Here is a 19,319-nt window from a genome sequence, read left to right on the forward strand (position 1 = left end):
AGCGGCCCATGACCGCTGAGCTCGGCGAAGAGCCGACAGGTCCGGTGAACCCGCTGCGCGATCCCCAGGATCGGCGGCTGCCGAGGATCGCCGGGCCGTGCAGCCTGGTGATCTTCGGGGTCACCGGCGACCTGGCCCGCAAGAAGCTGATGCCGGCGGTCTACGACCTGGCGAACCGGGGACTGCTGCCCCCGGGTTTCGCCCTGGTCGGGTTCGCCCGTCGTGACTACACCAACCAGGACTTCGCCCAGATCGTGCACGACTCGGTGAAGGAGCACGCGCGGACGCCGTTCCGCGAGGAGGTCTGGCAGCAGCTCGCCGAGGGCTTCCGGTTCGTGCCGGGCGACCTGACCGACGACGAGGCGTTCAAGCGGCTCCGGGAGACGGTCGACGAGCTGGACGTCACCCGCGGCACCGGCGGCAACCACGCGTTCTACCTGTCGATCCCGCCAGGTCTGTTCCCGGAGGTCGTGCGGCAGCTGTCCGAGCACGGGTTGACCGACGAGCACCCCGGCTCGTGGCGGCGGGTGGTGATCGAGAAGCCGTTCGGTCACGACCTGAAGAGCGCCCGCGAGCTGAACCAGGTCGTCGAGTCCGTGTTCCCGCCCGAGGCGGTCTTCCGGATCGACCACTACCTGGGCAAGGAGACGGTCCAGAACATCCTCGCGCTGCGGTTCGCGAACGCGATGTTCGAGCCGATCTGGAACAGCAACTACGTCGACCACGTACAGATCACGATGGCCGAGGACATCGGCATCGGCGGCCGCGCCGGGTACTACGACGGCATCGGCGCCGCGCGCGACGTGATCCAGAACCACCTCCTCCAGTTGCTCGCGCTGGTCGCGATGGAGGAGCCGGTCAGCTTCGACGCCTGGTCGCTGCGCCAGGAGAAGAAGAAGGTGCTGAACGCCGTACAGCTGCCGGAGCGGCTCGATCTGCACAGTGCGCGTGGGCAGTACGCGGCGGGCTGGGCCGGTGGCTCGAAGGTGAAGGGCTACCTGCAGGAGGACGGCATTCCGGCGTCGTCCGCGACGGAGACGTTCGCCGCGCTGCGGGTCGACGTCGACACCCGGCGCTGGGCGGGCGTCCCGTTCTACCTGCGTACCGGCAAGCGGCTCGGCCGGCGCGTCACCGAGGTCGCGGTGATGTTCAAGCGCGCGCCGCACCTGCCGTTCAACAAGACCGAGACCGAAGAGCTCGGGCAGAACGCCCTGGTGCTGCGGATCCAGCCGGACGAGGGCATCACGGTGCGCTTCGGCGCGAAGGTGCCCGGTACGTCGATGGAGATCCGCGACGTGAACATGGACTTCGCGTACGGCGGGTCGTTCACGGAGTCCTCCCCCGAGGCGTACGAGCGGCTGATCCTCGACGTACTGCTCGGTGATCCGCCGCTGTTCCCGCAGCACACCGAGGTCGAACTGGGCTGGAAGATCCTCGACCCGGTGCTCGACTACTGGGCGCGGCACGGGAAGCCGGAGCAGTACGCGTCCGGTGACTGGGGCCCGGACTCGGCCCACGAGATGCTCGCCCGCGACGGACGTGCCTGGAGGCGGCCATGATCATCGACCTGACCGACACCACGTCGAGCGAGATCGCGTCGGCGCTGCTGAAGGCCCGGCGGAACGCCGGCTCGCCGGCCATGGGCATGGTCGGCACCATCGTGGTGGTCGTCGACGAGGCGTCCCACCACGACGCGATGAAGGCCGCGAACGAGGCCGGTCGCGAACACCCGTCCCGGGTCCTGGTCGCGATCCTGCGACCGGGCCGCGGTGCCTCCGGACTGGACGCCGAGGTGCGGGTCGGCGAAGGCATTCCAGGTGAAGCGGTGCTGCTGCGGCTGCACGGTGAACTGGCGAAGGTGCCGGAGTCCGTGATCACGCCGCTGTTGCTGCCCGACTCACCCGTCATCGTCTGGTGGCCGGGCGGTGGGCCTCGTGTGCCCGCCGAGGATCCGTTGGGCCGGCTGGGTCGGCGCCGGGTGACCGACGCCGCTGCTACGCGGCGGGCGTCGGTCGACTACAGCGCGCGGGCCGAGGGGTACGCGCCTGGTGACACGGACTTCGCGTGGACCCGGTTGACGCCGTGGCGAGCGCTGATGGCGGCCGCGCTGGACCAGTACCCGACGAAGGTGACCGGGGCCGAGGTCGCGGCCGCTCGCGGGAACCCGAGTGCCGATCTGATGGCCGCGTGGTTGCAGTCGCGGCTGAAGGTGCCGGTGGAGCAGCGGAATTCGCGAGGTCCGGGTGTGACCGCCGTACGGCTGTTCACGCCGTCCGGTCCGATCGCGTTGACGCGACCGGACGGTGCGATGGCGACGTTCAGCGTGCCGGGCCAGCCGGATCGGCCGGTGGCGTTGAAGCGGCGTACGACGTCCGAGCTGTTGAGCGAGGAGCTGCGGCGGCTCGATCCGGACGACGTGTACGCGAAGACGCTGGCCTGCATGGTCGAGCGGGACGCGATGCCGGCCGACGCGAAGAAGGTCGCGGATACGGCGCGCAGGTCTACGGCCGCCAAGGTGACCGCGGCAGGCAAGAAGGTCGTGGCCGCCGAGAAGCCGGCCGCGAAGAAGGCAGCCCCGGCGACGAAGGCGGCTGCGAAGAAGTCCGCGGCGAAGAAGACGGCAGCCAAGAAGGCTGCGGGTAAGAAGGCGGTGGGACGCTCATGACCGATGCATCGGCTCCCAGCCGGGTGGTCGACCCGGAGCTGTTGATCCACCGCGATGCCACGGCGTTGGCGCACGCAGTGGCGGCACGTTTCATCACCGCGCTGGTCGATGCCCAGAGCAACGGCCGCGTCGCGCAGGTGGTCCTGACCGGCGGCCGGGTCGCGGCTGCGGTCTACCGCTCCGTTGCCGAGTCGCCGGCCGGGGCAAGCATCGACTGGCAGCGGGTCGAGTTCTGGTGGGGCGACGAGCGGTTCCTGCCGCCCGGCGACCCCGAGCGCAACGAGACCCAGGCCCGCGACGCCCTCCTCGCCCACATGGACGTCGACCCGGCTCGCGTCCACCCGATGCCGGCCGATACCGGGCAGTCGCCCGAGGCAGCCGCCGAGGCGTACGCCAGCGAACTCGCTGCGGCCATCTCGGCATTGAGCGACGACAAGCGCCGCGCCGTACCGGCGTTCGACGTACTGATGCTGGGTGTCGGGCCGGACGGGCACGTGGCGTCGTTGTTCCCGGGCTACCCGCAGGTCGCCGTCACCGACGTGGCGGCGGTCGCGGTGCACGACTCCCCCAAGCCGCCGCCGACCCGCATCTCGCTCACGGTCCCGGCCCTGAACCGCTCGCGCGAGGTCTGGTTCGTCGTCTCCGGTGAGGACAAGGCCGCTGCGGTGGCCGGGGCCCTGAAGGAAACCAGCACCCTCCCTGCCTCGGCCCCCAAGGGCCGCAACCGCACACTGTGGCTCCTCGACGAAGCCGCCGCATCGCAAATCGAGTAGTGCGGCCGGCGCCGAACTTTGGCGGTGGCAGAGTTGGGGCATGACGTTTCGTGAGTTGCATGCCGGTCGGTTCGTGATGCCGAATGCGTGGGATGCCGGGAGTGCGGTGATCCTGGCGGCGGCCGGGTTCCCGGCGATCGCGACGACCAGTGCGGGGATCGCGTTCTCGCTGGCGAAGGGCGATCACACACTGCCGGACGGGGCGCCCGCGGTGTCGCGGGAGCAGATGTTCGACCGGGTGCGGGAGATCGCGGCGGCGAGCGCCGTACCGGTGAACGGCGACCTCGAGGACGGGTACGGCGCTGAGCCGTCGCAGGTCGCGGAGACGATCGGGCTGGCCCGCGAGGCCGGGTTGGCCGGCGGGAACATCGAGGACTACGACGGTCGGGAGCTGTACGACGTCGAGCTCGCGGTCGAGCGGATCGTGGCCGCGCGCGAGGCGGCCGGGGACGAGTTCGTGCTGACCGCACGGACCGATGGGCAGCTGCTGCGTACGCCGACGTCGCTGAGCGACTCGATCGACCGGGCGAACCGCTTCCGCGCAGCCGGAGCGGACTGCCTGTACGTCCCGGGCGTCAACGACCTCGACATGATCCGCACGCTGGTCGCCGAGATCGACGGGCCGCTGAACGTCGTCATCGGTCTGGGCACCTCCACGCTGACAGTCGCCGACCTGCAGGCGGCCGGCGTGGACCGGATCAGCCTCGGCGGCAGCATTGCCCGGGCCGCCCTCGGCTTCATCCGCCGCAGCGCGGAGGAGCTCGCGACGCAGGGCACGATCACCTTCGCCGCCGACCAGATCCCACAGGCTGACTTGAACCAGCTGTTTGCGCGATCATCCAAGGGTGAAGGCTGAAGCCCCGGTAGTGGCGAGAACCCACGGCATCGTGGGCCTCACCACCTGCGCCTGCCTGATCGCCTTCTACGCCGCCGGCGAGCCCTTCGGAATCATCAACGACATCGGCAACGCACTCCTGGGCGTCCTCAGCGCCGCCCTCGCCTGGCTCCTCCGCACCACCACATCACTCGGCACCTCCTCGCCCACCCGTCGGTCCGTCCTCTTCGGAGTTGCCGTGGTCGGGGCGGTGCTGACGGTCGTGGGCACCGTGCTGGTGGTTGCCGACATCACCGGCTTCTACCTCGCCGGGCTGTGGTCGAGTTTCGGGTTCGCTCTGATCGGGGTCTGGCTGGTCGGGATCAGCCGCCTCGGGTTGCCACGACTGCCACGAGCGGCGTTGGTTGCCGGTCTGGTGATGCTGCTCGGGCTGGTCGGCGTACCAGGGATCGTGATGGGTCTCGACGACATGGACAACGCCCCGGCCTGGACATTCGTGGCCGGACTGAGCTGGGCCGGGACCTATCTGCTGTTCCCCGTCTGGAGCCTGCGGCTGGCCGGGGAGGACCGTACCGGACGCCGCAGCTAACGGCGGGAACAGCCAGGAGCACGACCACGCCGTACGCCGCTGCCGCCTCCAATGTCCCGGCCGCAGCACCCACCCTCTGCGCGACCTCCGCGGCTCGCGACCGCCGACCGGCTCCCGGCCGGAAACAAACCGTAAACGCCTCGCGGGACAGTGCTGGAGTCAGCCCGATCCCGATGGAGGTCCCGGCCATGTTCACCCTGCAGCAGATTGTCGACGCCCCACCCACCGACGTGGTCCGGGCGTTCACCGAGCCCGAGCCGTTCGCCGCCTGGTTCGTCGCCGAAGGTTTCCGCACCCCGTCCGACCGGGTCACGATCGACGTCCGCCCCGGCGGCCTGATCTCGGCCGTGTTCGTCGCCGCGGACGGCACCGAGGTCCCGTTCATGCTCCGCTTCGGCGAGCTGGACCTCCCGCACCACCTGGTCCTGCACTTCGACCAGCCCGCCGAGGACATCACCGTCGACCTGACCGCCCTCGCCGACGGCCGCACGCGGCTCGACTACCGCAGCGTCGGGCTGTCCGACGAGCAGCAGGCCACGATCGAACCCGGCGTCGCCACGATGCTCGGCCACTTGGCGGCGTACTTCAGCCAGTGACCTATCCGGAGGGTCCTCCGATAAGCGGGATAGGATTCCGGGTATGACAGCTTCCGATTCCACCGACCGTCCGTACGGCGCGTTCCCCGTCCGGATCGGTCTGCAGATCCAGCCCCAGCACGCCCAGTACGCCGACATCCGGCGGACCGTCGCGGCGGCCGAAGAGATCGGCGTCGACGTTGTTTTCAACTGGGACCACTTCTACCCGCTCAGCGGTGAGCCCGAGGGTCTGCACTTCGAGTGCTGGACCATGCTGGCCGCCTGGGCCGAGGCGACCGAGCGGGTCGAGTTCGGCGCCCTGGTCACCTGCAACTCCTACCGCAACCCCGACCTGCTCGCCGACATGGCGCGGACGGTCGACCATATCAGCGACGGCCGGCTGATCTTCGGCATCGGCTCCGGCTGGTTCGAGAAGGACTACGACGAGTACGGCTACGAGTTCGGTACGGCGGGCGGCCGGCTGGACGCCCTCGGCGAGGCGCTGCCGCGGATCGAGCAGCGCTGGGAGAAGCTCAACCCGAAGCCGACCCGGGACATCCCGGTGCTGATCGGCGGCGGCGGTGAGAAGAAGACGCTGAAGCTCGTCGCCAAGCACGCGAACATCTGGCACGGGTTCGGCGACGCCGAGACGATCGCGCACAAGCACGCCGTACTGGACGAGCACTGCAAGACGATCGGCCGCGACCCCGGCGAGATCGAGCGCTCGGTCGCCGTCGGCGACAAGACCCCCGACCAGGTCGGCAAGTCGCTCCTCGACGTCGGCACCCGCCTCTTCACGATCCACTCCTCCGGCCCCGACTACGACCTCGGCCTTCTCCGCGCCTGGGTCAACTGGCGCGACGAGGTCAACGCCAAGTAGCACCGCCTCAACCTGGGGCACCCACCAACCATCCGGGCGATCCGGAAACGGTTGGTGGGTGCTCAAGGACGTTGTGAGGGGTGGCAGATAGGATTTTGCGCATGTCTACGTTGCCTGGGAACGGTTCGGTGCGGCCTATCACGCGGTGGGGCGAGGACGTCATGCACCGGGTCAATCAGCCTGTCACCGACTTCGGGGACGAACTGCAGACGCTCGTCGCAGACATGGTCGCGACGATGAACGCGGCCGAGGGCGTCGGCCTGGCGGCGAACCAGGTCGGTGTTGACCTGCAGCTGTTCGTGTTCGACTGCCCCGACAAGGAGGGCAAGCGCGTCCAGGGCGTCGTCTGCAATCCGGTGCTGGAGCTTCCGGAGGGCAAGGACCGCAACCTGGACGAGGGCGACGAGGGCTGCCTGTCGCTGCCCGGCGCGTTCACCAAGTGCGCCCGCCCCGACTTCGCCAAGGTCACCGGCGTCGACCAGCACGGCAAGCCGGTCAGCTTCGAGGGCGACGGCCTGCTGGCCCGCTGCCTGCAGCACGAGACCGACCACACGCAAGGCATGGTGTTCGGCGACCGCCTGTCCCGCAAGTACAAGAAGCGCCTGTTCGCGGAGGCCGAGGAGTTCGCTCCCGACTACCCGGCCGACTGGCCCGTCACCCCGATGGTCGAGCACGAGGACGAGCACGAGGACACCCCCGCCACCTGACCTACCAGCGGGCCTTCTCCAGGTCGATCGCCTCGACGGTTTCGGCCGCGGTCTGACCGGTGGTGTCGAGCCACAGGCCTCGGCGCGGGATCTCGTCGAGGCCGGCCTGCAGGGCGCGTACGCCGTCCTCGAGCGAGGGGCCCCAGTCGCGGTACGAGTTGGCGCCGCCGCGGCCGATCTCCCGCTCGACGATCGACTCGACCGACGGGACGAGGACGACGAGATACGGGTCGACGTCGTGCAGCCGGGAGAACCAGCGCTCGACATGGTCGCCCAGGACGATGTCGCTGCAGACGAAGTCGAAACCGGCATCGGCGTACTGCTGTGCGACCAAGGCGCTGGCGTCGTACCGGAGTTCCAGTTGTCGCACCGCCTCCGCCGACGGGTCCGGCGTCATGACCTCGGCGCCAGCAACCACGCCGCGGTAGAACACGTCCCCGTCGAGCGTCGCGGCCGGCGGACCCATCCGGGCGGCCAGCAGCGGCGCGATCGTCGACTTCCCCGCGGCCTGCATTCCGGTGACGAGAACTACCTTCGGCATGCCCACATCACATCATCCGTGTCGACCCCTTTTCACGGCGTGCACCGAGTTCCAGAGCACGCCTCGGTTCAGTCGGTCCGGGTACGCGGCAAGGATCGCCTCGTAAAGCTCTACCGCACTGGCTGTTTGCTTATCCGCCTCCGCGAAGACCTTCAGGTACTGACGGGTCTCCTCGATGTACCGCGGGTCGTCCGAGGCGTCTGCCTGCCGGTGCCCCGACACGACCGCGGTCGGCCGGAGACCCTCCAGTACGTCGAGGGCCGCCAGCCAGTTGTCGATGCCTCCGGCAACCGATTCGGCGAGGTACAGGTGGACGTCGTCGTACACGGCGTCACCGGCGACCAGCAGCCCGATCGACGGGACATGCAGCGCGGAGGTGCCGTCCGTGTCGGTGTGTCCCAGCTCGACGGCGATCAACTCCTCGCCCTCCAGCGTGAAGCGGTCATCCTGCAGCGGGTCGGCGACGATCAGCCGGTCCGGCAGCTGCCCGGGGAATCTCGTCCGCCAGAAGCCGTCCAGCCAGGCCGGGGTGAGATTCAGCTTCATCCCTTCGACGACGGCCGGCGTCGCGATCATCCGGGCCTCCGGGAACCGGTCGAGCACCGGCGCGGCGCCGAAGAAGTGGTCGCCGTGACCGTGGGTGACGAAGATGGTGGTCAGCGTCTTGCCGGTGGCGGCGATCCAGCCGGCCAGATCCTCGCCCTCGGCCGCGGTCATCAACGGATCGACCAGGACAGCGTCGCGCTCGCCGTGGATCAGCGTGGCCGCGGTCGGCGACCACATCCGACGGAGCTCGCCCGGCGGAAGGTCGTTGGATACGGCCGGCTTCGAGGGGGCGACGTATGTGGAGTACTTGAGGTTTGTCATACGGACAGCGTCCGACCGGCCGGCACCGGGGAGAAGGCCGCGTCTTCCTAGGTGCGCCGCACCCAGTCAGTCAGTCCGTCAACCGCGCCAACGCCTCCGCACTCGCACTGCCCGGTTCCGCCGTGCCGACGAGCAGCTGCTGACCGGGTGCGGCCCGGACGTCGAAGGTCTGGTAGGTCAGCTCGATCCGGCCGGCCTGCGGGTGGTTGAAGATCTTGTACGCCCGGCTGAACCCGCGCGCCGTCCGGTCCTCCCAGAGTGCCCGGAACTCGGGCGATCGCGACAGCAGGTCCGCCACCTGCGCCGCGATCTCGACGTCGTCCGGGTACGCCGCCGCGTTGAACCGGACCGCGTGGACCGCCCGTCGTACGACCGCCTCCCAGTCGCCGAAAATTTCCCGCGCCTGCGGATGGTCGAACATCATCCGCAGCATGTTCGTCATCCCGAACGGTGCCAGCAGCGCCTGCGCCACGCGGTTCGTCGCGAGGATCTCGTACGCCGGATTCAGCACGTAGGCCGCCGCGGTCGGGAAGTTGTCGAGCAACTGCAACAGCGCCGGATGCACCTGATCCCGTGCGGCTCCAAGGGCGGGCGCCGGGGCCAGGCCGGCCAGCCGGAACAGGTGCGCGCGGGCGTCCGGGTCGAGCCGCAACGCGTGGGCGATCCCGTTGAGGACCTGCGCCGACGGATTCCGCTCGCGGCCTTGCTCGAGCCGCGTGTAGTAGTCGGCGCTGACCACAGCCAGCACGGCGACCTCCTCGCGCCGCAGGCCCGCGACGCGCCGGTCCCGACCTGCCGGCAGGCCCACCGCGGTCGGCTCCACCCGGGCCCGCTCGGCACGCAGGAACGCGCCGAGATCGTCCACCGCTCGCATGCCGCTCAGACTACGCGCCGCCAGGCGTCCGCCGTGAGCGAGTAGACGGTGGCGTCGAACGGTACGCCGTCGTCCTCGAGCACCGCCTCGTGGTCGAAGGTCATGCCGAGGCGGCGCATGACGGCGATGCTGCGCTCGTTGGGCGAGTCGGTGACGGCGATGATGCGCGGCAGCCCCATGGTCGCGAAACCGTGCTCCAGCCACGACGCCGCCGCCTCGGTCGCGTATCCGTGGCCCCAGTACTCCCGCGCCAGCCGCCACCCGATCTCGAGGTCGTCCGGGTACCACTGCTCCTTGCTCAGTCCGCACGCGCCGAGGAACACACCGTCCGAGCGTCGCTCGACCGCGAGGAACCCGAACCCCTGTGCTTCGTAGAACGCATTGATCACCCGGGCGGTCCGGTCCGAGTCCTCACGACTCATCGGCGGCCCGAGATACTGGGTGACCTCGGGATCCGCGTTCAGCGCGGCCCACGGTTCCAGGTCGGACTCGCGGAACGGGCGCAGTACCAGGCGTTCCGTCGTACGCATGAATCCCCCTCAGCGAGTGGCGTAGAACGCTACTGCTGCTGAGGATGCCACGTTGAGGGAGTCGACGCCGCCGGCCATCGGGATGCGTACGGTCAGGTCTGCCTGTTCGAGCACGTGCGGTTTGAGGCCGTGGCCTTCGGTGCCGAAGATCAGCGCGAGCTTGTCGTCCTTGCGGTCAGCGAGCTCGTCGAGCGTGATCGAGTCGTCGGCGAGCGCCATCGCGGCGGCGACGTACCCGCGGTCCTGAAGGTGCCGCAGGTCGCCGGGCCAGCTCTGCAGGCGGGTCCACGGGACCTGGAAGACGGTCCCCATCGACACCTTGATCGAGCGCCGGTACAGCGGGTCGGCGCACGTCGGCGTCACCAGGACCAGCCCGACGCCGAGCGCGGCGGCGGCGCGGAACCCGGCTCCGACGTTGGTGTGGTCAACGACCTCGTCGAAGATCGCGATCCGCCGTACGTCGTCCGTCAGGAGGTCCGGCAGCGGTACGGCGGGTTGGCGCTTGTACGACGCCAGCGCGCCGCGGTGCACGTGGAACCCGGTGACCTGCTCGGCCAGCTCCTCCGACACGACGTACACCGGCTTGTCCGGCCATTTCTCCAGCACGTCCTGCAACGAGTCGAGCCACCGAGGTGCCAGCAGGAACGACCGCGGCTCGTACCCGGCGTCCGCCGCCCGGCGAATCACCTTGTCCCCCTCGGCGATGAACAACCCATGCTCTTCTTCGAGGAGCCGCCGCAGACTGACCTCCCGCAACCGAACGTAATCGGAAAGCCGCGAGTCGCCCGCGTCCTCGACCGGCACCAGCGTCACGCGGACTCCACGTCCGATCCGTCTCCCACGCCTTCCGCCGTGGTCGATCCGACGCGTGCCTGCTCGGCCACCTCCACCACGTTGCCGATGACAACGATCGCCGGTGCGCCGACGCCCTCGTCCGCCATCGCCTGTGCGATCCCGGCAAGGTCCGACGTGACCATCCGCTGCCCCGGAAGGGTGCCGTCGGCAATCGCCGCCGCGGGCGTCCCCGCCGGGCGACCACCCTCGATCAAGCGGGACGCGATCGCCGGCAGGTTCTCGACTGCCATCAGCAAGACCAGCGTCCCGTGCAACTGCGCCAACGCATCCCAGTTCACCAGCGAGTCCGGATGGGACGGCGGAATGTGTCCTGACACCACCGTGAACTCGTGCGTCACCCCGCGATGCGTCACCGGGATCCCGGAAACCGCCGGCACCGAGATGGAGCTCGTGATCCCAGGCACCACGGTCCACGGGACCCCGGCTGCCGCGCACGCCAGCGCCTCCTCGAACCCGCGCCCGAACACGTACGGATCCCCACCCTTGAGCCGTACGACGACCTTCCCCTGCTGCCCGCGCTCCACCAGGATCCGGTTGATCTCCTCCTGCTGCGCGGCCCGCCCGCGTGGCAACTTCGCCGCGTCGAACAGCTCGACATCAGGATGCAGCTCGTCCAGCAACTGCTGCGGCGCCAGCCGGTCCGCGACCACAACATCCGCCTCGGCCAGCAACCGCCGCCCGCGCACGGTGATCAGATCCGGATCGCCCGGTCCCCCACCGACCAGGTACACCCCGGGCCGCCGGTCCACGTCCCGCGCCGCCAACTCACCGATCCGCAGCCCCTCGAGGATCGCGTCCCGTACGGCGGCCGACCGGCGGTGATCGCCACCGCCGAGAACGCCGATCGTCACGTTGTCGTGCTGCCCGGACGCCGGCGTCCACGCGGTGGCGCGGGACCGGTCGTCCGATCGCACGCAGAAGATCCGCCGTTCCTCCGCCTCCGCCGACACCTGATCGTTGACCGCGGCATCGTCCGTCGCGACGACGACGTACCAGGCTCCGTCGAGGTCACCAGCGGCGTACCCGCGCTCGATCCAGGTCAGCGAGGGGTTGCCGAGCAACCCCTCGATCGTCGGCGTGATCGACGGCGAGACGAGGTCGATCCGCGCCCCGGACTCGAGCAGCCGCGGCAACCGTCGCTGGGCGACACCGCCGCCGCCGACGACGACCACGCGCCGTCCTTCGAGGACGAGACCGGACAGGTACTGGTTTGTCACGAAGAAATCCCCGCGTCCTCGAACGTGGCCATCTCGGCGAGCGCACGGACCGCACAGGTCAGGATCGGGTACGCGAGCACCGCGCCGGTCCCCTCACCGAGCCGCAGGTCCAGGTCCACGAGCGGCTGCAGGCCGAGCTGCTTGAGCGCGACCGCGTGCCCAGGCTCGGCGGACCGGTGCCCGGCGACGCAGTAGTCGATGACGGCCGGGTGGAACGCCTGCGCCACCAGCGCGGCCGCCCCGGCGATCACGCCGTCCAGGATCACCGGGACCTTGTTGGCCGCGGCGCCGAGGATGTACCCGGCGAGAGCAGCATGCTCCAGACCGCCGTACGCCTGCAGAGCCTTGAGCGGTTCGGTCGGCGGTACGGCGTGGAGCACGAGAGCATCCCGTACGACGCCTGTCTTGTGGGCGAGCGCCGCGTCGTCGATGCCCGTCCCGCGACCCGTGACGGCGTCTGCGGTCGCGCCCGTGAAGGTCGCGATCAGCGCTGCCGAGGCGGTGGTGTTGGCGATGCCCATGTCGCCGGTCAGCAGGCAGCGGTACCCGTCCTGGACCAGCTCGTCAGCCAGGTCGAATCCGACCGCGATCGCTGCCCGCGCCTCGTCCTCGGTCAGCGCATCGGTCTGCGAGAGGTCGCGCGTGCCCGGGCGGACCTTCGCGTGCACGATGTCCAGCTGCTCGACCGGGGTGGCGACACCTACGTCAACGACGCGGACGTCGACACCGTTGTTCTTGGCGAACGCATTCACGGCCGCGCCGCCGCCGGCGAAGTTCGCCAGCATCGCGGCGGTCACTTCCTGCGGCCACGGGGACACGTTCTGCGCATGGACGCCGTGATCGGCCGCGAACACCGACACCACGGCCGGGGCCGGCACGGCCTGCGTTCCGGTCATCCCGGCCACCTTCACGGACAGCTCCTCGAGCACACCGAGCGACCCGGCCGGCTTCGTCAGCTGCGCATGCCGCTCCTCGGCCGCCCGCATCGCTCCGGAATCCGCCGGAGCAATCCGCTCCAGGTACTCCTCCAGCGCGCCGTCCATCGCGTCCTCCATCCGTTCCCGTCCACCGGTCCGGCCGACGGTCCCGTCGTACCGCTCCGATCTTCGCATCCTCGAGTGTGTCCCCTGGGACGGACCGACGGGATGTGGACAGTAATGTCGGGATCACCACATCCCGCGAGATCCCGGAGGGCTCACAGATGTCGCTCGATCGTCCCGTCGCACCGGACCCGTACGAACTCCTCCCGGAGGTCGGTTCGTTCACCGTCACCAGCACCGACGTCGCCGACGGCGAGCCGTTGTCCGACGACCACGCGTTCGCGGGCGGCAACACGTCGCCGCAGCTCAGCTGGTCCGGTTTCCCGGCGGAGACCAAGGCCTTCGTCGTGACCTGCTACGACCCCGACGCCCCGATCGTCTCCGGCTTCTGGCACTGGGTCCTGGTCAACCTCCCGGCCACCGTCACCGAGCTCCCCACCGGCGCCGGCACCACCGAACGCCTCGACAACGGCGCCTTCCACGTCCGCAACGACTTCGGCACCAAGTCCTTCGGCGGCGCCGCCCCACCCGCAGGCGACCAGATTCACCGCTACTACTTCGTCGTCCACGCCATCGACGTGGAAGCCCTGGACGTCGACTCCGACGCCTCGCCCGCAGTAGTCGGCTTCAACCTAGCCTTCCACACCCTCGCCCGAGCCATCCTCACCCCGACCTACCAGATCCCGGAGTGACTCACTGTCCGGTGGGCCGCCCTTCCTCGGCCCACCGGCTGATCTGGTACGCCACGCTGTCGGGCGGCGGTGGGTCCCCAGACAGCTCGCTCGACGTCATCTTCGGACTGAACGGCAGCAGCTCGACGACCCCGGATCGGCGATGGATCTCCAGGAAGACCCCGAACGGCTTGTAGTCGAACCTCGCAAACGCGACGTCCGAACGCGGGATCCGGACAGTGCTGAGGACACGCCGCAGGACGACCTCGTCATCGTCCAGACGCAGTTCGATCCGCAGTGCGGCGATGAACGGCAGGAGGGCCACTACGATCGCCGGCGCGACCTCCGGTTCGATCACCGTCGCCGCCACGGCAGCGAGGACTGGGATGCCGAGCCCGATGCGCGTGATCCGGTGAGCGCCCCAACGGCGTTGGCCGGTCACGTCAGAGAGCCTCGACGTACACCCATTCGCCGGCTTCGCGGGTGAAGGTGCTGGTTTCGGATTGGGTGCCTGGGTTGCCGTTTCTGGTGTAGTGGGCGTGGAACTCGACCGTGCCTTCGCTGTGGAAGGGGCTGCCGCCGGTGGTGCTGACGATTTCCAGGCCGGTCCATTTCTGGCCTGGGGTGAAGTCGATCGTCGCCGGGCGGGTGGTGAGGGACCAGGTCCGGCGCAGGTACGCCGCATCGTGCATCACGAAGGCGGCGTACCTGGACCGCATCAGCTGCTCCGCCGTGGTGGCCGTCGCTTCGCCGCGGTGCAGGCGGCCGCAGCAGTCGGCGTACGGCAGGTCTTGTCCGCAGGGGCAGGTGGGAACTGGCATGTGCCGATTGTCCCCGATCCGTCGGCCGCGCTCGTGATCTACTGCGGTGATGGTGACCGAGGCGGCACGCTGGCGACGGCAGATGGCGCGGCCCGTTCTCGACTGGTACGCCGCTGTGGAAGGCGTCGACGCGGTGATGCTGGGTGGCTCGACTGCCCGTGGCGACGCGGATCGCTGGTCGGATGTCGAGATCGGCGTGTTCTGGCGACAGCCGCCGACGCCTGCTGAGCGTCTCGCGGTCGCGGGAGCAGCTGAGGTGCGGTTGGTGAACGTCGACGGTCCGCCGTGGGACGACCAGCTGTACCTGGGCGAGCCGCGGCCGGACGGGCTGATGGTCGAAGTCGCCCACACGCTGACGCAGACCGTCGAACGCGCCTTGGACGAGTTGCTCAAGGGCAAACCCGATGGCCAGGTCATGCAGTTGGCTCAGGGGATCATCGACGGCCGCGAGGTGATCGGGCCGCGGGCGGAGCTCATCGCGGGCTGGCAGGAGCGCGTGGCGACGTACCCGCGTGACCTGGCGATCGCCGTCGTACGGCACAACGGGAACATCGAGAAGTTCTGGCGCTGGCGGATGTTCTTCGAGCGGGACAACCCGCTGCTCGTCGCGCGCGAGTTCGTGCGCATGACCAACCAACTGCTCAACGTTCTCTACGCGCTCAACGGCCGGTACAGCGGTCACGTGCTCGCCTTCAAACGCCTCGACGCGCTCGACCTCCCCCTGGCGCCACCGTCTCTCGCCGCCCGCATCCGCGCCGTCTTCGACCGCCCCGCCCCCGAGGGCGCGCAGACCCTGCACGACCTCATCGAGGAGACCTTCGACCTCGTCGAACACCACCTCCCCGAAGTCGACGTCGACCTCCTACGCGCCACCTTCCACAGCGAGCGCAAGCCGCTCGAGTCAGCGGACTGAGAGCCGCGGATCCCGAACCGGCAGGGTCGCGACCTCCGCGCACAGGTCGTCGTACTGCTCCTGACCGAGCTTCTCCGACAGCACCACGTCGACGTGGCCGCCTTTCCGGCCCCAAGCACCGACGATCCGCCCGTCGATCAGCAAACCGTTGGGATGGAAGGAGTCGGCAGCCGCGGTCAGGGCCCGCAGACCGGGCGCGATGAACCGGCCGTCGCGGTCGCGACCGAACAGCCGCAGATCCGGTGCCGCCAGCAACCGCATCCCACGCGGCTCCTCCGCGGACCACAGACGGTCCGCGTCGTCCCGAAGTACCCAGCCGGGTACGCCGTCGAAGTCGACCTCGACCAACTCATCGGCGATTGCATTCCACACCACGCGCGCATCGGACGGCGACATCCCGGACCACCACGTGAACACCTTCGGCGTTGTGGGCCCGAAGCAATGAACGTGCCGTCGGCAGAGCTCCAGCCGTGCGTCGGCCACGTCGATGTCCGGCCGCGGCACCTCACGCGCCCACAGCGACGTCGTGTCCCACCGCACCGCGATCCGCCCACTCGCACACGCCTCACGCAGCCCGTGAATCCCGGCCCCGCGCCGCTCCTGCCCACCCAGCGTCCGGCACACGTTTTCCGCGAGTACGTCGATCCGCCGCGAATCCAGCGGCATCCGCCCCAGCGTGAACACGCCGAAGTCCCGCGCCGGCAACACGTACACCGCCGCCCGCGGACTGTACGTCTGGATCAGGGGACGGATGCTCCCAGTCCGCCGGCGAACACCCCGCCATCCGCGCATGCAACCCGAGCAACGCGTCCCGCGGCGCAGTGTCCTGCAACCCGACGTACGCCGCTCTCTCGTGCGAACCCGGCGGCAGGCGCTCAACCAGATTGTTTACCCGCAGCCGGTAGGCGATGGCCTGCTCCCGCGTCACAATCCGCATAACCCCGACCGTAGCCAGAAAACACGCCACCGCCTGACCTGATTCCGAGGAGCACCGGTCGATCGCGGTCGCGCGGCATGCGGGGCTGGACCTCGTCGGCCGGCTGCCGCGTACGCACCACGGCGAGATGGTCAGAGCGGGCTGGAGGTACGACGGGCAACCGGTGACGTCTTGGCCGTCACGGTCACCGTCGAGGTCGGCGTACTCGTCGATCCCCTGTACGACGCCGCGCTCGCCGCCGGTCTGGTCGGGTCGACGCCGCCCGAGGACACACCGTGGTCCCGCCGCACGTTCACCCTGGTCCTGTCCGAGGGCCACGCCTGACGATCTCGGGGCCGTGCACTCAGCTGCGGAAGTCGTAGTTGTAGACCATGATCGCGCCGACGCCCAGGGCGAGAAGCGCGAGGATCAGGCCGATAGCTGCCGCTGGCTTTCCGCGGCGGTTGCCGGCGAGCCCTGCGATCGCCAGGGCCAGGGCCGGTAGGGCGAACGGGAAGGCCAGGTACTGGCGGATCGGGAACCGGTCGACGAGGTTCGAGAACGGCAGCAACGGCGCGACCAGCCCAGCCAGGCCGAGCAACAGCGCGAGGACACCCAGCACGGCCGAGCCCATCGGCCGATCGACTCCGGGCGGCAAGGCGGCAACGGGCTGCTGCGCGTGCTCCGGCCAAAGATGCTGCGGGTACCCGTGGCCTGCGGGCGGAGGGGGCTGTTGCGGATAGGCGCTGGTCTGCCACTGGTGCTGGGCGGCACCTGATTGGGGATAGCCGGAGATGGGCTGCTGCCCATACCCAGGGGCGGGTGATTGGGGTACGGCGGGGCGGGGATCCGGCTCCGCTGGGCGGTCGGTCATGGAAGCTCCACACTCGGAGGGCCAGGCGCGAACTTGTGCCTGCTGCGAATGGCATCTTCCCCGCTGACGCGGCAACTCCCGAGAAGGTTCCCCGACCTACGCAATTACTCCTCGCGCAGCGGGAAGGCGCGGATGATGACAGCGGTGGGGGTGCCGGAGATTGGTTCGGTGGTGGTGAAGTCGCGGAGGACTCGGTGGAGACGGGCGCGGAGTTCGGCGAGTTCGCCGTCCGCGAGGCTGACGACCTCGCTGAACGCGAAGTCCTCGTCGTCGGAGGTTCTCGCAGCCAACCAACTCGCGTACGCGGTGTCCTCGAGTTCGCGGTTGAGCGTCGACTGCTCCGCCCGCACCCGGCGCCACGGCTTCACCCGTCCCACCGCGCCGCCTTCCGGCTCGATCACCCCGAGCGCCTCCAGCCGGCGCAGGTGGAACGAGCACGAGCCGGTGCTCTCCCCCAGCTCGCGCGCGGCGATCGTGGAGGTCGTCGTACCGTCCCGATCGATCAGCGCCAGGAGCGCTTCCCGCAGCGGGTGCGCGCGGACGACGTCCCGACGGTTCGGCGTACTGCTCTCCATGGCGGGCATCCTATCGACACCTTGCAAAGCTCGTACTTTGCAGAGTACGGTCTTTGCATGCCGACGTACATCCTGGGCAGCCCGAGCCGTCGCCTGCCCGAGGTGACGGACGAGGTACGACGTGGCACGCCGCTGCGCATCACGGAGTACGGCGAGGAGATCCTGCACCGCCCGTGCCGGCCGGTGACCGAGTACGGCGCCGCGCGCTGGGGCGGGCTGATCGACGACATGTTCACGACGATGTGGATCGCCGAGGGCTGTGGCCTGGCCGCGAACCAGGTCGACGTCGACGCACAACTCTTCGTCTACGACCTCACCGACGAGTACGGCGACCGCCATGTCGGGCACGCCTTCAACCCGAGGATCGAGACCGCGCCCGCCCTGGTCGGCACCCAGCGCGGCACCGAAGGCTGCCTGTCCGTACCCGGTGCCAACGCCGTACTGGAGCGTCCGGCCCGCGCGACCCTGCACGCGTACGACGCCAACGGCCGCTCGTTCACGCTCGAGTCGACGGGCTACTTCGCCCGCTGCCTGATCCATGAAACCCAACACCTCGGCGGCACCGTCTACGTCGACCACCTCTCCCCCAGCGTCCGTGCTCACACACTGGCTCAATCAGCCGACCGACGCCCGTCCGTGCTGGACCATCGCGCCGATCGTCAGAATCAACTCGCCGCGCTCCGCTCAACGGGCTAGCGTCCTTGGCGTGGAGGGTCCGAAGCAGGTTGTACGGCGTGGGTACGACGTACTCTCGCGCCGGTACGACGACGCCACCGGCGCCAGGCTTTCCGGAACATAACTGCCACCAGGTGACGGCACGTCAGGCGGTCGTCAGCGTTGCCAGGGCGCGGTCCATCGCGGCGTTGAACTCTTCGGGCGACAGCGACAGCCGGGACTTGATATCCCGGCTCCATTGGTCGGCGAGGACTTCGGCGGCGCCCGCCTCGACACCGTCGAGCGCCGCGTCGGCCAGGTCCGACGGCGCGATCTTGTCCACGGGCCAGCCGGCCGCCATGTCGGTGTCTGCGAGGCCCAGGTGAACACCCGTCACGATGGTGCCCTGCTCGGCGAGCTCCAGGCGGACGCTGTTGGTCATGGCCCACGCGGCGCCCTTGCTCAGATGGTAGGCGTGGCCGCCGCTGGTCCCGAACCACGACATCGCGGACAGGACGTTCACGATCGCACCCCCGCCGTTCCTTGCGAGGACCGGCGCGAGCTCCCGGATCAGACCCAGGGGGCCGAGCATATTGGTCTCCAACTCGAGCCGGATCGCGTCCAAGGAACCGGTCACGAGGTCGGTCCCCGTCTGGATGCCCGCGTTGTTGACAAGCAGCGAGACGTCGGGGGCCGCCGCGGCCGCTGCCCGCACGGACGCGGGGTCTGTGACGTCGAGGGCCAGCACCTCCACGCCGGGCAGGTCCACACTCTCCGGACGGCGGGCCGTGGCGTAGACCTTGCGCGCGCCCCGATCGAGGAGACGCTGGGCGAAGGCGCGCCCCAGGCCTCGGTTGGCTCCGGTGACAAGGGCAACTGAGTTGTTGATGTCCATGCCCGGTACGCTAAAACCTGACGTTGACGTCAGGGGCAAGTGCTGGCCGCCG

At 69.5% G+C, this 19,319-nt stretch carries 25 protein-coding genes; 12 read left to right on the plus strand and 13 right to left on the minus strand.

Features of this window, described 5'->3' with window-relative positions; all coding sequences use genetic code 11:
• The first annotated feature begins 8 nt into the window (after positions 1 to 8).
• From zwf to def (EV137_RS04410), 8 genes are all read left to right on the plus strand, one after another.
• Positions 9 to 1,559, plus strand: a complete 1,551-nt coding sequence (zwf, locus tag EV137_RS04375) for a glucose-6-phosphate dehydrogenase (protein WP_134009557.1) — start codon at positions 9 to 11, stop codon at positions 1,557 to 1,559.
• Positions 1,556 to 2,665, plus strand: coding sequence for a glucose-6-phosphate dehydrogenase assembly protein OpcA (locus EV137_RS04380; protein ID WP_134126696.1), 1,110 nt, complete (start codon positions 1,556 to 1,558; stop codon positions 2,663 to 2,665). Before zwf ends, EV137_RS04380 begins: the two co-directional genes overlap by 4 nt.
• On the plus strand, positions 2,662 to 3,438 hold the full coding sequence (pgl, locus tag EV137_RS04385; RefSeq protein WP_238175078.1) for a 6-phosphogluconolactonase: 777 nt from the start codon (positions 2,662 to 2,664) through the stop codon (positions 3,436 to 3,438). Before EV137_RS04380 ends, pgl begins: the two co-directional genes overlap by 4 nt.
• A 40-nt stretch (positions 3,439 to 3,478) precedes the next feature.
• The gene (locus tag EV137_RS04390; protein ID WP_134126698.1) at positions 3,479 to 4,294 is read left to right on the plus strand and encodes an isocitrate lyase/PEP mutase family protein; all 816 of its coding nucleotides are present in this window, start codon (positions 3,479 to 3,481) and stop codon (positions 4,292 to 4,294) included.
• On the plus strand, positions 4,284 to 4,862 hold the full coding sequence (locus tag EV137_RS04395; RefSeq protein WP_134126700.1) for a hypothetical protein: 579 nt from the start codon (positions 4,284 to 4,286) through the stop codon (positions 4,860 to 4,862). The genes EV137_RS04390 and EV137_RS04395 overlap by 11 nt, the downstream gene beginning before the upstream one ends.
• Positions 4,863 to 5,050: 188 nt before the next feature.
• Positions 5,051 to 5,458, plus strand: a complete 408-nt coding sequence (locus EV137_RS04400; RefSeq protein WP_166679773.1) for an SRPBCC family protein — start codon at positions 5,051 to 5,053, stop codon at positions 5,456 to 5,458.
• A gap of 43 nt (positions 5,459 to 5,501) precedes the next feature.
• The gene (locus tag EV137_RS04405) at positions 5,502 to 6,317 is read left to right on the plus strand and encodes an LLM class F420-dependent oxidoreductase (RefSeq protein WP_134126704.1); all 816 of its coding nucleotides are present in this window, start codon (positions 5,502 to 5,504) and stop codon (positions 6,315 to 6,317) included.
• 101 nt (positions 6,318 to 6,418) lie between these two features.
• A complete protein-coding gene (gene def, locus EV137_RS04410; RefSeq protein ID WP_133788274.1) occupies positions 6,419 to 7,024 on the plus strand; it encodes a peptide deformylase in 606 nt (201 codons plus the stop codon).
• A gap of 1 nt (position 7,025) precedes the next feature.
• On the opposite strand, the gene EV137_RS04415 is transcribed toward def (EV137_RS04410), so the two are convergent.
• The 7 genes from EV137_RS04415 to cobT form a co-directional block, all read right to left on the minus strand.
• Positions 7,026 to 7,565 carry a P-loop nucleotide/nucleoside kinase family protein gene (locus EV137_RS04415; protein ID WP_134126706.1) on the minus strand — a complete coding sequence of 180 codons (540 nt, stop codon included), beginning with the start codon at positions 7,563 to 7,565 and terminating at the stop codon, positions 7,026 to 7,028.
• Positions 7,566 to 7,577: 12 nt separating this feature from the next.
• A complete protein-coding gene (locus EV137_RS04420; protein WP_134126708.1) occupies positions 7,578 to 8,432 on the minus strand; it encodes an MBL fold metallo-hydrolase in 855 nt (284 codons plus the stop codon).
• A gap of 70 nt (positions 8,433 to 8,502) precedes the next feature.
• Positions 8,503 to 9,306, minus strand: coding sequence for a helix-turn-helix transcriptional regulator (locus EV137_RS04425; protein WP_134126711.1), 804 nt, complete (start codon positions 9,304 to 9,306; stop codon positions 8,503 to 8,505).
• 5 nt (positions 9,307 to 9,311) lie between these two features.
• Complete coding sequence (locus tag EV137_RS04430) at positions 9,312 to 9,836, minus strand: GNAT family N-acetyltransferase (RefSeq protein WP_134126713.1); 525 nt, start codon at positions 9,834 to 9,836, stop codon at positions 9,312 to 9,314.
• Positions 9,837 to 9,845: 9 nt separating this feature from the next.
• Complete coding sequence (locus EV137_RS04435) at positions 9,846 to 10,649, minus strand: TrmH family RNA methyltransferase (RefSeq protein ID WP_134126715.1); 804 nt, start codon at positions 10,647 to 10,649, stop codon at positions 9,846 to 9,848.
• A complete protein-coding gene (gene cobA, locus EV137_RS04440; RefSeq protein WP_134126717.1) occupies positions 10,646 to 11,908 on the minus strand; it encodes a uroporphyrinogen-III C-methyltransferase in 1,263 nt (420 codons plus the stop codon). The genes EV137_RS04435 and cobA overlap by 4 nt, the downstream gene beginning before the upstream one ends.
• Positions 11,905 to 13,020, minus strand: a complete 1,116-nt coding sequence (gene cobT / locus EV137_RS04445) for a nicotinate-nucleotide--dimethylbenzimidazole phosphoribosyltransferase (protein ID WP_238175079.1) — start codon at positions 13,018 to 13,020, stop codon at positions 11,905 to 11,907. Before cobT ends, cobA begins: the two co-directional genes overlap by 4 nt.
• An 89-nt stretch (positions 13,021 to 13,109) precedes the next feature.
• Here cobT and EV137_RS04450 point away from each other — a divergent pair, with 89 nt between their 5' ends.
• Entirely contained in the window at positions 13,110 to 13,640 is a 531-nt protein-coding gene (locus EV137_RS04450; RefSeq protein ID WP_134009533.1) for a YbhB/YbcL family Raf kinase inhibitor-like protein, read from the plus strand.
• 1 nt (position 13,641) lies between these two features.
• On the opposite strand, the gene EV137_RS04455 is transcribed toward EV137_RS04450, so the two are convergent.
• A complete protein-coding gene (locus EV137_RS04455) occupies positions 13,642 to 14,061 on the minus strand; it encodes a hypothetical protein (protein ID WP_134126719.1) in 420 nt (139 codons plus the stop codon).
• A gap of 1 nt (position 14,062) precedes the next feature.
• On the minus strand, positions 14,063 to 14,440 hold the full coding sequence (locus EV137_RS04460; protein ID WP_134126721.1) for a YchJ family protein: 378 nt from the start codon (positions 14,438 to 14,440) through the stop codon (positions 14,063 to 14,065).
• Positions 14,441 to 14,489: 49 nt separating this feature from the next.
• Between EV137_RS04460 and EV137_RS04465 the strand changes: the two genes are divergently transcribed.
• Entirely contained in the window at positions 14,490 to 15,353 is an 864-nt protein-coding gene (locus EV137_RS04465; protein ID WP_134126723.1) for a nucleotidyltransferase domain-containing protein, read from the plus strand.
• On the opposite strand, the gene EV137_RS04470 is transcribed toward EV137_RS04465, so the two are convergent.
• Complete coding sequence (locus tag EV137_RS04470) at positions 15,342 to 16,067, minus strand: DNA glycosylase AlkZ-like family protein (RefSeq protein ID WP_166679774.1); 726 nt, start codon at positions 16,065 to 16,067, stop codon at positions 15,342 to 15,344. The genes EV137_RS04465 and EV137_RS04470 overlap by 12 nt on opposite strands.
• A 394-nt stretch (positions 16,068 to 16,461) precedes the next feature.
• Here EV137_RS04470 and EV137_RS40390 point away from each other — a divergent pair, with 394 nt between their 5' ends.
• Positions 16,462 to 16,614 (plus strand): VOC family protein, encoded by a 153-nt coding sequence (locus EV137_RS40390; RefSeq protein ID WP_166679775.1) that lies wholly within the window; start codon positions 16,462 to 16,464, stop codon positions 16,612 to 16,614.
• Positions 16,615 to 16,633: 19 nt separating this feature from the next.
• On the opposite strand, the gene EV137_RS04475 is transcribed toward EV137_RS40390, so the two are convergent.
• Both EV137_RS04475 and EV137_RS04480 read right to left on the minus strand, forming a co-directional pair.
• Positions 16,634 to 17,143, minus strand: coding sequence for a hypothetical protein (locus tag EV137_RS04475; RefSeq protein WP_134126727.1), 510 nt, complete (start codon positions 17,141 to 17,143; stop codon positions 16,634 to 16,636).
• Between the two features lie 104 nt (positions 17,144 to 17,247).
• Complete coding sequence (locus EV137_RS04480) at positions 17,248 to 17,727, minus strand: winged helix-turn-helix domain-containing protein (RefSeq protein WP_134126729.1); 480 nt, start codon at positions 17,725 to 17,727, stop codon at positions 17,248 to 17,250.
• A 48-nt stretch (positions 17,728 to 17,775) separates the two neighbouring features.
• On the opposite strand from EV137_RS04480, the gene def (EV137_RS04485) reads away from it, so the two are divergent.
• A complete protein-coding gene (def, locus tag EV137_RS04485; RefSeq protein WP_134126731.1) occupies positions 17,776 to 18,414 on the plus strand; it encodes a peptide deformylase in 639 nt (212 codons plus the stop codon).
• Positions 18,415 to 18,538: 124 nt separating this feature from the next.
• Here the strand turns inward: def (EV137_RS04485) and EV137_RS04490 are convergent, their stop codons facing one another.
• A complete protein-coding gene (locus tag EV137_RS04490; protein WP_134126732.1) occupies positions 18,539 to 19,267 on the minus strand; it encodes an SDR family oxidoreductase in 729 nt (242 codons plus the stop codon).
• Between the last annotated feature and the right edge of the window lie 52 nt (positions 19,268 to 19,319).

This window comes from Kribbella pratensis (genome assembly GCF_004366075.1).
GTDB lineage: Bacteria > Actinomycetota > Actinomycetes > Propionibacteriales > Kribbellaceae > Kribbella > Kribbella pratensis.

Bases quoted from the DNA above. Each gene is read 5' to 3' on its own strand.
- zwf (WP_134009557.1), top strand. From the start codon at position 9: ATGACCGCTGAGCTCGGCGAAGAGCCGACAGGTCCGGTGAACCCGCTG.
- EV137_RS04380 (WP_134126696.1), top strand. From the start codon at position 1,556: ATGATCATCGACCTGACCGACACCACGTCGAGCGAGATCGCGTCGGCG.
- pgl (WP_238175078.1), top strand. From the start codon at position 2,662: ATGACCGATGCATCGGCTCCCAGCCGGGTGGTCGACCCGGAGCTGTTG.
- EV137_RS04390 (WP_134126698.1), top strand. From the start codon at position 3,479: ATGACGTTTCGTGAGTTGCATGCCGGTCGGTTCGTGATGCCGAATGCG.
- EV137_RS04400 (WP_166679773.1), top strand. From the start codon at position 5,051: ATGTTCACCCTGCAGCAGATTGTCGACGCCCCACCCACCGACGTGGTC.
- EV137_RS04405 (WP_134126704.1), top strand. From the start codon at position 5,502: ATGACAGCTTCCGATTCCACCGACCGTCCGTACGGCGCGTTCCCCGTC.
- def (WP_133788274.1), top strand. From the start codon at position 6,419: ATGTCTACGTTGCCTGGGAACGGTTCGGTGCGGCCTATCACGCGGTGG.
- EV137_RS04415 (WP_134126706.1), bottom strand. From the start codon at position 7,565: ATGCCGAAGGTAGTTCTCGTCACCGGAATGCAGGCCGCGGGGAAGTCG.
- EV137_RS04420 (WP_134126708.1), bottom strand. From the start codon at position 8,432: ATGACAAACCTCAAGTACTCCACATACGTCGCCCCCTCGAAGCCGGCC.
- EV137_RS04425 (WP_134126711.1), bottom strand. From the start codon at position 9,306: ATGCGAGCGGTGGACGATCTCGGCGCGTTCCTGCGTGCCGAGCGGGCC.
- EV137_RS04430 (WP_134126713.1), bottom strand. From the start codon at position 9,836: ATGCGTACGACGGAACGCCTGGTACTGCGCCCGTTCCGCGAGTCCGAC.
- cobT (WP_238175079.1), bottom strand. From the start codon at position 13,020: ATGCGAAGATCGGAGCGGTACGACGGGACCGTCGGCCGGACCGGTGGA.
- EV137_RS04450 (WP_134009533.1), top strand. From the start codon at position 13,110: ATGTCGCTCGATCGTCCCGTCGCACCGGACCCGTACGAACTCCTCCCG.
- EV137_RS04460 (WP_134126721.1), bottom strand. From the start codon at position 14,440: ATGCCAGTTCCCACCTGCCCCTGCGGACAAGACCTGCCGTACGCCGAC.
- EV137_RS04465 (WP_134126723.1), top strand. From the start codon at position 14,490: ATGGTGACCGAGGCGGCACGCTGGCGACGGCAGATGGCGCGGCCCGTT.
- EV137_RS04475 (WP_134126727.1), bottom strand. From the start codon at position 17,143: ATGACCGACCGCCCAGCGGAGCCGGATCCCCGCCCCGCCGTACCCCAA.
- EV137_RS04480 (WP_134126729.1), bottom strand. From the start codon at position 17,727: ATGCCCGCCATGGAGAGCAGTACGCCGAACCGTCGGGACGTCGTCCGC.
- def (WP_134126731.1), top strand. From the start codon at position 17,776: ATGCCGACGTACATCCTGGGCAGCCCGAGCCGTCGCCTGCCCGAGGTG.
- EV137_RS04490 (WP_134126732.1), bottom strand. From the start codon at position 19,267: ATGGACATCAACAACTCAGTTGCCCTTGTCACCGGAGCCAACCGAGGC.